Below are 12,748 nucleotides of genomic sequence, written 5' to 3'. Positions count from 1 at the left end.
CTAAATATAGCGATAGGCGATACCCTTGAGACTTGATTTTTATTTATCCCATGTAACGGAATTGGCTCGAAAAGCAGCGAAAATTGCTGCATCAAAAGGCCGTGTTACAGTAAACGGTGACGTTATTAAAAAAGCGAATTACACCGTAAAAGAAGGGGATGTTATCTGCCTAGATGATATGCCTTTGGCTTGGCCTTCTGAAGGTTATTACTTGATTCATAAACCAGCCGGTTACGTGTGCGCTAATCAAGACCCTGATCATCCTGTGGTATTGGATTTATTGCCTTCTCACTTAGGGCAGACATTAAATATTGTTGGGCGATTGGATAAAGATACAACGGGCTTGTTGCTACTGACGACAGACGGACAATGGTTGCACCGCATTACATCACCACGAAATGCTTGTGGTAAGCGTTATCGCATGACCTTGGCTGACCCAATCAGTGATGATGATTTAAAACAGTTGGAAGAAGGCGTTTTGTTAAACGGTGAATCTTCTCCTACCTTACCTGCGGTGGCTGAGCGAATCAGTGAAAACGAAATTTATCTGACGATTCAAGAAGGTAAATATCATCAGGTGAAGCGTATGTTGGCTGCCGTCGGTAATAAAGTGGAATTGTTGCACAGAGATCAAATTGGCTCGTTAGCCTTGGATGTCGATCTTCAAGCTGGCGAGTTCCGTCAATTAACTGAAACAGAAGTCGCGTACTTTTGATCTTAGCGTGAATGATAAAGAGGTCTCTATAATGAAAGAGTTATCAATGGACGAACGTGTTCAGTTATTGGTTTCCCCTGATAGTGAGCGTTTGGCGTATTTTGTGGAGCAAGCAAAAGCCACAGAACTTGTTTGGAGCTTAAGCAACGAAGAAGGTTTTGTGATGGTTGAAACAGACGATGGCGATTGTGTTATGGTTTGGCCAGATGCTGAATTTGCGAGCCAGTGGGCGATTGATGAATGGGACGATTGCGAACCCGTTTCTATCTCGCTTGATACGTTTAAAGGCGAATGGTTACCAAGTTTGGCACTGGATAATATTACCGTCGCTGTTTTTCCGAATATTGAAGATGAAGGTAAGTTGTCAACCGCGGCTGAGTTGACAGAATTGTTTGCGTAACCCAGTGTCGAAAGATTGATTATTGTATTCGGGAAATAAATAAGGACTTAACTCCCCATGAGTAAACGTCAAAATAACCGTGAAGAAGTGTTTGTTAAAATTCTAGACGCGGCAGAAATTGAATTTGGTTTGAAAGGTTATAACGGCGCTAGTTTGCAACATATTGCAGAGCGCGCCGGTTTGCCAAAGCCAAACATCATTTATTATTTTCAGTCTAAAGCCAATTTGTATAAACACGTGCTTGATCAGACGTTGATGGGGTGGAATGACCTTTTTGATCGTGCCACGTTAGATGACGATCCTGCTGAGGTGTTAGACAGCTTTATTCGCGTTAAATTGAAGCAGAGCTTTGAAAAAGGCGTGGCGTCACGCTTATTCGCCATGGAAGTGATTGGCGGTGCTAATCATATTGGCGACTTTTTGAAAGAAGAGCTGAGACCTTGGTTTATGTCTCGGGTTGCTTTGCTTCAAGGTTGGATGGATGCAGGGAAAATGCAGCAACGAGATCCTGCAAGTTTGATCTATATGATTTGGTCTACCACGCAACATTATGCTGACTTTGAAGCGCAAATTTTGGCGTTAAATGGGGCGAAGTCTTTAACCGAGGAAGACTTACTTCGCGTAGGCGATACAATCAGCAGTATTATTTTGGACGGTTGTGGCCTTAGTCTTCCGCCTAAATCATAGACCGTTTTTTTTATTGCTCTTCGTTTTCTCTTAATTGGTGAATATGCTGAACCAAAGCCCGTAATTTTGCGGGCTTTGCTGGTTTTGCCATGTAAGTAATGTTCAGCTTTTTGCACTCTTCAACCAATTCAGGGTCGCGTAGGGCGGTAATCAGCACTGCTGGAATCTCTTTTTGAGCGCGTTCTCTAAGCGCTTTTATTAGCGACACACCGTCTTTGTTGTCATCTAAGTGATAATCCACCAAGAGTAACTCTGCTTCTCCTTTCGCTTCTAGCGCTTCCTCGTAACGATTGAAGGTGCGACAGTCGCATTGCCAGTGTGTTAAGAGTGTGTTCATCGCTGTTAGGTTGTTTTGCTCATCATCAATACACCAGACATAGCAATGGGCGGTTTTGTCTTTTGCTTCTTTCGCTGCTTCCTTCATTGGGAGCTCGACAATGACATCGCTTTGAGCAAGCGGTATACCAATGCTGAAGCAGCTTCCTTTGCCCGGAGTTGAGTGTATGTGTGTGACCAGTCCGAGTTGTTTTTGCATGCGGCGCACTAACCCAAGCCCTAATCCCATGCCGGGTTCTTGGGTGTTTTCCCAGCGATAGAAATCATCGAAGACTTTTTGTTGTTCCGCTTCTGGAATGCCAACGCCTGTGTCCCAAACTTGCAAATAGGCGAAGTTATTACGCAGTCTCACGCCGACTAAAACACGACCTTTTTCTGTGTATTTGACGGCGTTTGAGACGAAGTTTTGAATGATTCGACGTAAGTAAATTGGGTCTGTGTGAACTCTTAAAGCTCTAATGTGAGTGGTGAGTCGTATGTTTTTGTTTTCTGCAATCACATCAAATTCAGAAATAATTGGCGTGAGAATATCTTGTAGGCTGCAATCCATCAGTTTTGGCTGTATCGCGCCTTGGTCTAATCGTGCAATTTCGAGCAAGGTGGAGATCAGAGCTTCGGTAGATTCTAAGGAATCAAACAGTTTTGCGACGACTTGGCCTGTGTCTTCGGGAAGCTGAGTGGATTGTAAAATCCCCATGTAAAGTTTAGCGGCATTGAGCGGTTGTAAAATGTCGTGGCTTGCTAATGCTAGGAATTCTGTTTTAGACGCATTGGCTTGTTCGGCTTCCGCTTTGGCGCTTATTAACGCTTTTTCTGCCTGATTACGGCGCTCGATTTCTTGCATGAGTTCGTTGTTGACGCCTTGAACTTCCTCAGTGCGCGCTTCAACCCGTTTTTCCAAATCAATATTGGCTTCTTTTAAGGCTTGTTGGCTTTCGATGTGTTCGGTGACATCGGTAAAACTGGTGACAAAGCCGCCATCCGGTAATGGATTACCGACCATTTCGATGACTCGCCCGCTGGCTCTGCGGCGTAAGAATCTGTGTCCGGTGCCTTTTCTAAGGTGATCTAGGCGTTTGCTAACAAGCTCTTCTATGTCGCCCACGCCACATTCGCCGCGAATCGCATTGTAGCGAATGAGCTCTTCAACGGGTAAGCCAACGGTCAACATACCTTCTGGGTAAGGGTAGAGGGATAAATAGGTTTTGTTCCATGCGACGATGCGCAGGTCTTTATCTACCACGCTGATGCCTTGGTCTAGGTTGTCCATGGAAACAAACAAAAGGTTCTGGCTGAACTGAATGGCTTGAGTGGTTTCATCCAGATAAGTCACCATTTCTTCAACTTTGATTTGTTTATCAACCAAGATGGAATTAATGATGGTTCGAGCTGAGGAACCACCTAAAACACCCCCTAGAATGCGCTCACAATAATCGACAAATAAGCGGTTTGGCGAGGCATTTGATGGAATACTTTGGCTGTAGTCTCGCTCATAATTTAGCAACACTTGTTGGCTTTTTTGTTTGCCTAGAAAGGTTTCTAACAGGACAAAGAAATCGCCATTGGTTGCTTTGCTTTTGGGTTTGAAAAAGCCTTTTTCGAGTTCTGTGGTTGGGCTGACAAAGGCCGTGGCTTGGATTCGATCGATCAGTCTTTCATTGGATAGCAAAGAGCCTACAACATAACCAAAAATATTGGCCAATAAGCTGATGAAGGCGCCGTAGCTAATCAATTCTGAGCGAGATTGAGCGTTGTCTAGACCCCAATCGATTGAGCCAGTTAACGGCAGCATCATAAGCAGAACCCAGCATAAAAAGCCTAGAGTTAATCCTGTATAAACGCCGTAAGCGTGAGCTCGTTTCCAATATAGTCCGCCTAACACAGCTGGCATGAGTTGCAGTACAAGAGAGAAGGCCAGTACGCCAGTTCCGGCTAAGGATTCGTTATTGGCCATTTTTTGATAGTACAGAAAAGACAGCATCAATATGCCAGTCATGGCTAATCGTCGAATGGTTAGTATTCGTCGTCTATATAAAGGCAGAGCTTGTTGCTGTGAACTGGCGCGCGCAAGCATGATTGGCAAGATGACATCGTTGCTGATCATGATGCTTAGGGCAAAGGTAGCAACAATGATCATGGCAGTTGTCGCAGACATGCCACCTAAGAAAATCAGCATTTGCAGAGGCAAATTGTCTGAGGCCAAAGCGAATTGGATAACATAAGTGTCTGGGTTTATGTCAGCCGAAAATAGACTTTGACCCGCAATAGCAATCGGTGGAATGATGACGGCAAAAATCAACAAATATAAAGGGAATAGCCAGCGAGCCATATTGGATTGTTTGTTTGTTTGATGATCCACCACGGTGACGTGAAATTGGCGTGGCAAACAAATAACCGCTGCAGCAGACATGAATGTTTGCATCAAAAAAGGGAACGACAGCATTTGTTCAGATGACCAGACGGACATGTCCAGGTTGTGCCCAAACTCATCCGCTTTAAAGTCTTGCGTCATGATGATGGCGACAAGGCCAACGGCCACAATGGCGATCAGTTTAAAGAGGGATTCTGCGCCAATGGCGAGCATCATTCCAGAACGATACTCTGTAACTTCTACTTTTCTGGTGCCAAACAGCATGGCGAAGACACCAATCAAAATGGTCGCAATTAGCACCACTAAGCTGGTGGATGATTCATCTTGGTTAACAAACAACGCGAAATTGGAACCAATCGCCTTGAGCTGCAAAGCAATGTAAGGGATGACCGCAAGCATACTAATCAGTATGACTAAAGGTGCGGTGATGGGACGTTTGCCATATCGAGAAGAGATGAAATCTGCGATGGAGGTAATATTCTGTTTGCGGCTTACTGTGATCATTTTTCTGAGCACAGGGAAGGCGAACAAATATAAGAGAATAGGGCCTAAAAGAATGGGAAGGTAGCTCCAGCCTGAGCGAGAGGCCTCTCCAATCGAGCCGTAAAAAGTCCAAGCGGTACAATATATCGCAAGAGATAAACTGTAGACCAAAGGATGACGAGTGAGCTTCTTCGCTGTAGTGCTTTCTTTATCGCCCCAAATGGCAATCCAGAATAAGCCTAAAACATAAAAAATGGCTAATAGAATCCAGAAAACAGTCATGTATAAATTACCTGAATATGGTCTTTATTATTTAGAATTTAATGTAACACAGTGGAACTTATAATCCTCTACGACTTAGGTCGAGAGCAATAATAAGGGATGATAATCCTAATCATCCTCAAATATAGGAAGTAATTAAGCAGGCCATATTTCAGGGTGGGTTTGATATTCTTGTCTAACTAGACAGAAAATTTGAATTTTATATTACTTCACCCCTTTAAAAATCGTCGAACGTACCAAACTTTCTGGTTATACGGTAGTTATTGAGTGTATGGGACGTTATCATAGCTTTATGAATTATCGTTTGGGTTCGTGTTGTGGCGGTGTATCGCTTATTGTTGAAATGTAAGATTTGCTTGTATCAAGCGCTCGTTCCCTCATCATTTATGTTTTTGTTTATTAGGAGAATACAATGCAAATTACTGAAAACACTGTTGTTAGCATGCACTACACCTTGACTGACGAGCAAGGCCAAGAGCTGGACTCTTCAGTTGGACAAGATCCTTTAGTATTTTTGAGTGGCGCTCAAAACATCATTGATGGTTTGGATAAAGCACTACAAGGTAAAGCAGCAGGTGAAAAATTAGCTGTATCAGTGGCTCCAGAAGATGGCTACGGTGCAGTGCATCAAGAATTGATTCAAAAGGTTCCTGCAGAAAATTTCCAAGGTGTTGATGATATCCAAGTGGGTATGCAATTCATGGCGCAAACGCCAGGTGGTGAGCAACCTGTTACTGTTATTGGTGTAGAAGAAGACGGCATCATGTTAGATGGAAATCACCCATTGGCAGGTAAAACATTGAACTTTGATGTTGAAATTGTTGATGTTCGAGAAGCTTCTACAGAAGAATTAGAGCATGGTCATGTTCATGGTGACGGTGGTCATCATCACTAATATGTAATTACTAAGTTAGTTTTTACTATTTAATTTTTAAAGAAAGCAGCCTTCATATTATGAGGGCTGCTTTTTTATTGACTTATGTTAATATGTTATTAAGTAACGTCTATATATTAGTGTTGTTAATGTAAACTGTAAAAGATCAAGGTAGATTCTTTTTGTTTACTCTAATTGTTTTACTCTAATTTTTCTTGAAAAGAAGGAACCATAGGATTTTCTATAATGAAAAAATTTAAATTACAGGTCATTTTTGCTCTTGGAATTATAATTGCAGCAATCATTTTGATTATTGCATTACTAGATTTTCTGGCATTTAGATCTGAAAGTATGGATCTGAATAAACAAATTCTTAGAGAGAAAAATGAGACATTAACAGCAGGGATAACTGAAAAATTTGAAAATTATCGATTGATACTTGCCTCGATTGATTTGAAAGAACACTCATTAGGTGCAGATGCTTTATCTAAGCATAACGCAGCGAGTTTGGGAGCTGTATATGGCCTCTTAAAAGAAAGAAGTAATGGTGTTTACCTTTTTGATAAGACAGGAGCTTCTTACCGAAGAAACGGTACGAATACTGGTAGAGATTATAAAGGCCGTAGCTACTATAAAGCGCTTTTTGATAGAGATGAAAAGTTCTACGTTTCTTCCCCTTATATGTCCAAAGACCTTCGTTTTGTCGCTATTGCTTATCGAGTAAATGACGATGTGGCATTAATGACAACTATTCAATTAGATACCTTCTTAGTTGAACTTCAAGATAGAAAGGATCTATTCCTCTATACAGGTAATGGCACAATTATTATTGCGCCTTATGAAGACTTTATTGGTAAAAAAATTCTCGATGTTCGCCCAAGGTATGAGCAGTTTAGTCCAGAGACCCCTGAGTTATCTTATACAGCACCTGGCGTGGGTGATAATGGCAGTAATGTTGACTTCACTGGTTTCTGGGGGCGAATGGATATCAATGACTGGGAGTATGTCAACGTCATTAAAACTGAGCAGATACATCGAGGGGCAAATAACCAGCTTATATCTTCCCTAATTATTGGCTTGGTATGTTTTGTTATAGCATGCGTTATTTTATTGATGGTAATGAATCGACTTGTTTTAAAACCTGTGGGCGGTGCGCCGGAAGATATCGCCAAATTAATTGAGAAAATGGCGACAGGTGATTTAACAGTCAAATTAACGCCATCTAGTAAAGACACAGGTATTTATCGTTCGCTTGTGACGCTTTCCAATCAGCTCTCTGGTTTGGTGAGTAACTCATTAAACATTTCAGACAGTGTGTCCTCTTCTTCTCAAGAGTTGAGTGCGGTAATGAATGACACCTTGAATAACATGGAAAACGAGAAGCTACAGGTTGAGCAAATCTCTACCGCTATTTATGAGTTATCTAGTACATCGCAAGAAGTGAGTAATAAGGCTCTAGAAGCGGAAGAAGAAACCAAAGTTAGTCTGAAAACAATAGAAAACGGCAAAGTGACATTAGAGAAAAATATTGCTTTAACCCGCGATATAAATAACTCGGTAACCGACACAGCCACAATTGTTAATGAGTTGAAGAACTTTTCTATTGAGATCGGTACTGTTATTGATGTGATTAATGGTATTTCTGAGCAAACCAACCTACTTGCGTTAAATGCTGCTATTGAAGCTGCTCGAGCAGGTGAAGCTGGACGAGGTTTTGCTGTAGTTGCTGATGAAGTTCGAACATTGGCTTCGAAAACGCAACAATCTACAGTCAGTATTCAAGAGATTATTTTGAAACTGCAAGAGAAGTCAGAAGAAGCAAGCAGCAATATGACGCAAAATGTCGAATTAATCGATGGCTCTGTTGCGTTGGCAGATCAGGTGAAATTGGCTTTTGAAGAAATCTCTCAAGCTATTAATGCAATTTCTGAGATTAATGCACTTGTGGCTACTGCCTCTGTTGAGCAAACGGGTGTAACAGAAGATATTTCTAAAAATACCACTCAAGCTTTTGATTTGGTTCAACAAAATGCTTCGGCAATTAATGAAACCTTACAAGCATCAACTGAGTTGGCACGTTTAGCACAAACTCAAAAAGATGAGATGGAGTTCTTTAAGGTCTAAGTCTTTATCGAGCAGCTCTCTGAGCTTTTAAGCTTATCTAACTAAAGCAGCCTCTAGAAATAGAGGCTGCTTTTTTTGTTTTTAACGAAATGAAAAACAATAGTCTAATTTTATTAGCACTATAAAAACTATAACTTTTACTGATTTTGTGGCGTTGATTAGTATTCTAACTACAAACTTAGTAGGAGTAATGAAATGCGAGACTTAATCACTATCATGGGGCAACGATTTTCAGGTTTGCTGCGTGGACATCGAACCTCTCAAGAGGTTAGCTGTAATTATGGAGATAATTACTATGGTGATAAAAAGTGCTGTTCAGGTAGAAAATAAAACTCAATGGTCTTTTATTTGTCTTGTGTTGATAGCGTAAGGAAATAGCACTGTACAGTATCAAGTTGTAAAAAAAGGATACTGTACAGTGTGTGATGAGTTAAGTTTTAGAAGTTAAGTTCTACGCGAGGTTGGCTGCTTCTCGATAGATCAACTTCTGGGGAGCAGATTAAGATACGAGAAGAATCAATGCCTTTCTCCACCAAAAACTCTTTTAAATTATCCGCACGTTCCTGAGCCAAACTAAGCGCTTGTTCTTTCATTTCATCATTCAATTCTGCTGGTGGTTGCTCGAACCCTAAGTCAACATAACTTGTGACGCCGCAGGCCTTTAATTGGCTCTCTTCTTTGTCTTTCATTAATGCAACTAGCTGTTCTAAAAATGTATCTTGCGAGCTATTTAGTTGAGCCTCTTCTGGTGTGAACATAAGAGGCTCCACACGCACTTTAAGCAATTGTTCTCCGGCAAACTGTGCAATGGTGATGACGTTTGCATAAGGAATGAAGGTTTGCATAAGGTAGTTGCTTGATACTTTATAAAGAGCGGTACGCACTGGTTGAACAAGAAAACTCTTCCAGCCGAATTCTGGATTATTAACATTACCGGAAAGCGGTATGTCTAAGTCAATGTTGTCATCGCTGTCCTTTAATATTCCCACTGCGATATTAAGAGGCACAGCCCCCGCTTTGATAACGGAACTGCTTTCTTGGCGTCCACCAAGATTAAACTGTCTAAGTAAAACATGAGAGTTGCCATCTAATTCGCCGTTATCTGCATCTAGTTTTAAATCTAAATTCAACTGCCCTGAGTCAATTTGATAGCCAAGTGCATTGGCAATATAGGACGAGTAAGGTGGTAATTCGGCTTCTTTAATCACCAATGTACTTTGCATCGTAAGTTCATCTGCTAGTGGCCAAATCGTAATGTCACTGTCGAGTGTTGAGTACTTCCCATTTCGTGCTTTTAAAGATAATACTGTTGCTTGTTTTTTATCTTGTGTATTTAGATTACGCAAAGAGAGAGTGTCTATATTCAGAGTTCGTTGTAACGCTGGTTTAATGCGTTGATCTTGTACATAAACCGCTGATTCTCCAGTGACGTCAAATGACTTTAGAGCGACATAATAAGGTGCTTTGAATGCCGGTTCTTGTTCGGCGTTTGGTGTATTTTCGATAGCGTGTTGAGCGTCTGAGGCTTTTGGTGATCCTGAACCCTGCAAAGACGCTTGAGGTAGGGTGTTTGATGTTGACTCTGAGTCTTGTTCCTCTTGGAAAACGAGGTTTGCCAATGTTTTATTTGGGCTGATAATCGTATTAACTTTCACGGCGTCTGAGACGATAGAATCGATGCTCGCACCTTTGGAATCTGCTTTGATATTTTGTACTTGAATTTTGCTCACATGTGTTAAAGCTGGCAGCGTTTTTTGACTTTCCCCTGATGCTGTTAGTGCCTCAGAAAATGTTAAATTATCTACAGCTAATAAATCTAATACGACGTCAAATGCTTCACCCTGTTGAGTGAAAGACAATCCATTGAAGCCTGCTTTGTCGAATGAAGCGATACGCTTATCATCTGTTAAGAAACTATCGAAAAATGTGCTTTCAAACTGCAAGTTGGTGCCAATGATAGAAGGTGCTTGTTGGTTGTCTATATCGGCATTGATTTGTTCTGCGGTTAAAGAAATCGCCCCAATGGAGACCTTCTTTTCTTTCTCAAGAGCGCCTTTTAATCCTTGAATATTAAAACTGAGTTGATTGTTTTGAGCAGTGAGTAAACCGTCATTTATTTCGACAGACACAGTGTTTTCGAAATCGAATGACTCATAACTGGCGATGATATCTTCTTGATTAAAAGAAAGATCTTGTGACTTAAGAGTAACGTTCGCTGTGGCTTTTAATTGCTCAGCAGACGTAAATTGAATATCAGATTGGCTGATAGAGAGTGCAGTCGATTTTGTTTGAATCCTTTCTCCAGTGTTTAGGCTGAGGTCTAGGTCTTCTATAACGGAATTCAATACAAGCTGCTTTATTTCAATGAAGGGTTCATTGTTTACTTGGGTTTGCTCTAACTGGAATTGCCCATCTAGCCCCAGCTTTCCTATCGTTTTATTGTACGGCTCTGGAATAAAGTGCTGGAAGCTGTCGATAGGTAAAAGGGTGTCTTCAATTTTTACATCTAGGCTTGTTTTCTCAGGAGAATAATCAAATAAGCTGCTTACTGAAAAACGAGCTTGATTAACTAATGCAGACAAGCTGATTTCTCCATTCCAACTTTCTCCTTGTCCAGAAAGGTCTTTTATAACCAGTTCTTTCAAAGTAAAGGTATCTAATTGGGCTGGTGTATTCGGATTAGGTTGACGTGACAAATGAAATTGACTGTCAGTGAAAGAGAAAACGGGCAAGTTAATAGACCATGGAGTGCTGTTCTCGGAAGATGTTTCTTCAACAGTGGGGTCTTTTTCTTCCGTTTCCTCAGCAAGGAATTGAGATGTGTTGATACCCGCTACGATCCAGTCTTTTTCTTGCTGAGCCAATGCAATCTCGAAGCCATCAATGTTGGCTTCTGATATGCGAACTGTACGAGTGAGTAGAGGCCAAATTTCCACTTCAAATGTTGCGCGTTTTAAAGATAAGGTTTCCTGCTGTTGCTTTGTCACAACAAGATTTTTCACATCAATTTTTGGAGGGAAAAAATTGACAGAGATAGAATCGACAGACGCTTCTTCACCTTGCTCTTGGAAGAAGGTCGTTAGGTAGTGTTTGGCTATAAAAGGAGTCGCAACCCAGATTAGGATGACGATGATAACTAAGGCTGAAAAAGGAAAAAAGATAAAGTTCCGAAAGTGTCGGCGAGTCATTATTACGTGGCCTTTAGATAAAAAAGTATGGTTCAGTATAGGCGTATTTTCTAGCCACTGAAGATAAAAAAACAGCTTAATAGACTAAAGGTTTTCTTCTTTATCTTCTACCGAATTAGGTGGTAAAGATTCTGTACGTAAAGGCATTCTTAGCAAATAAATACTGACACAGATGCCGATAAAGATAAGTCCCACCGTAGCCCAAAAGCGCCAAACAAGCGTGATGGAAATCGCCATGCCTGCCCACATGAAAATAATCGCACGGTTTCTGGAGCGTTTCGGAATACCGTCAGAGGATTGCCAGTCTTTTACGATTGGGCCAAAAAACTTATGGTTGAGTAACCAAGCATGGAATCGGTCGGAGGATTTTGAAAAGCACCAAGCAGCGAGTAACACCAAAGGGGTTGTTGGTAGTAGAGGCAAAAAAATACCAATAATGCCTGTGATTAAGGAAAGCCACCCTAAAATCAAATATAAAATTCGCTTTCCTGTCATATTGTTAACTCATCATCTGAATAAAAAACGAACCCTAGCTTGGTGAAAGGAATAAGGTTCGTTTTCAGTGTGTCTTATTTCCCTGAGTGGAAAATAGACGCCATATCATCTTCTGTTTCATTGGCAATCAGTGGCCATCCACCGAGTTGCTTCCAGCGGTTAACCATTTCACAAAATAATTCAGCTGTTTTCTCTGTATCGTATTTAGCTGAGTGTGCTTCGGAGTTGCTAAATGGAATCGAGGCAACTTCACAGGCTTTTGCTAAGACGGTTTGTCCAAATACTAAGCCTGCCAAGCTGGCTGTGTCAAAGCTAGAAAATGGATGAAAAGGGTTGCGCTTTATTTCTGCACGTTCAATGGCGGCATTTAAAAAGCCGTGATCAAAAGCAGCGTTATGGCCTACTAAAATGGCACGTTTACAACCTGAAGATTTGAGCTCCTTACGAACTTTAGAAAACATTTGTGATAATGCTTCTTGCTCAGTAATGTCTTCTCTTCCAGGTGCAAAAGGGTCAATGCCCGTAAAGTCTAAGGCTGACTTTTCTAAGTTGGCACCTTCAAAAGGCTTAATAATATACTCTAAGGTTTCATGGATATAAAAATCGCCATTTTCATCCATTCTTAGGATACTGGCAGCCATTTCTAATAAAGCATCAGTTTTTTGATTAAAGCCTGCGGTTTCTACGTCGATAACAATAGGTAGATAACCTCGGAATCGATCTTTAATTTCGTGGTTTGACAAAAGAAGGTCCTTAATTCTGCCGCTTGATGAACAATGACGGTATATAATAG

At 41.1% G+C, this 12,748-nt stretch carries 9 protein-coding genes; 5 read left to right on the top strand and 4 right to left on the bottom strand.

Annotation, left to right across the window (positions count from 1 at the left end; all coding sequences use genetic code 11):
- The first annotated feature begins 25 nt into the window (after nucleotides 1-25).
- From AC0L46_RS04290 to AC0L46_RS04280, 3 genes are read left to right on the top strand one after another with little or no spacing between them, the layout of a single operon-like run.
- Complete coding sequence (locus AC0L46_RS04290; protein WP_473506039.1) at nucleotides 26-715, top strand: pseudouridine synthase; 690 nt, start codon at nucleotides 26-28, stop codon at nucleotides 713-715.
- Nucleotides 716-746: 31 nt separating this feature from the next.
- Nucleotides 747-1,115: a DUF2750 domain-containing protein gene (locus tag AC0L46_RS04285; protein WP_414680308.1), complete on the top strand. Its 369-nt coding sequence runs from the start codon at nucleotides 747-749 to the stop codon at nucleotides 1,113-1,115.
- Between the two features lie 57 nt (nucleotides 1,116-1,172).
- Nucleotides 1,173-1,802, top strand: a complete 630-nt coding sequence (locus tag AC0L46_RS04280) for a TetR family transcriptional regulator C-terminal domain-containing protein (protein WP_473506037.1) — start codon at nucleotides 1,173-1,175, stop codon at nucleotides 1,800-1,802.
- A 10-nt stretch (nucleotides 1,803-1,812) separates the two neighbouring features.
- On the opposite strand, the gene AC0L46_RS04275 is transcribed toward AC0L46_RS04280, so the two are convergent.
- The gene (locus AC0L46_RS04275; RefSeq protein ID WP_473506035.1) at nucleotides 1,813-5,274 is read right to left on the bottom strand and encodes a hybrid sensor histidine kinase/response regulator; all 3,462 of its coding nucleotides are present in this window, start codon (nucleotides 5,272-5,274) and stop codon (nucleotides 1,813-1,815) included.
- Between the two features lie 412 nt (nucleotides 5,275-5,686).
- On the opposite strand from AC0L46_RS04275, the gene AC0L46_RS04270 reads away from it, so the two are divergent.
- Together AC0L46_RS04270 and AC0L46_RS04265 are read left to right on the top strand one after the other, a co-directional pair.
- On the top strand, nucleotides 5,687-6,169 hold the full coding sequence (locus AC0L46_RS04270; RefSeq protein WP_414680305.1) for an FKBP-type peptidyl-prolyl cis-trans isomerase: 483 nt from the start codon (nucleotides 5,687-5,689) through the stop codon (nucleotides 6,167-6,169).
- 225 nt (nucleotides 6,170-6,394) lie between these two features.
- Nucleotides 6,395-8,272, top strand: a complete 1,878-nt coding sequence (locus tag AC0L46_RS04265) for a methyl-accepting chemotaxis protein (protein WP_473506033.1) — start codon at nucleotides 6,395-6,397, stop codon at nucleotides 8,270-8,272.
- A gap of 437 nt (nucleotides 8,273-8,709) precedes the next feature.
- Here the strand turns inward: AC0L46_RS04265 and AC0L46_RS04260 are convergent, their stop codons facing one another.
- From AC0L46_RS04260 to rnt, 3 genes are all read right to left on the bottom strand, one after another.
- A complete protein-coding gene (locus AC0L46_RS04260; RefSeq protein WP_473506031.1) occupies nucleotides 8,710-11,460 on the bottom strand; it encodes a DUF748 domain-containing protein in 2,751 nt (916 codons plus the stop codon).
- Between the two features lie 84 nt (nucleotides 11,461-11,544).
- Nucleotides 11,545-11,955 carry a YbaN family protein gene (locus tag AC0L46_RS04255; RefSeq protein WP_414680994.1) on the bottom strand — a complete coding sequence of 137 codons (411 nt, stop codon included), beginning with the start codon at nucleotides 11,953-11,955 and terminating at the stop codon, nucleotides 11,545-11,547.
- 74 nt (nucleotides 11,956-12,029) lie between these two features.
- Nucleotides 12,030-12,698, bottom strand: coding sequence for a ribonuclease T (gene rnt / locus AC0L46_RS04250; RefSeq protein WP_414680993.1), 669 nt, complete (start codon nucleotides 12,696-12,698; stop codon nucleotides 12,030-12,032).
- Between the last annotated feature and the right edge of the window lie 50 nt (nucleotides 12,699-12,748).

It is taken from the genome of Marinomonas sp. 15G6-16 (assembly GCF_055809555.1).
This window is presented reverse-complemented; position numbering and strand designations above follow the sequence as displayed.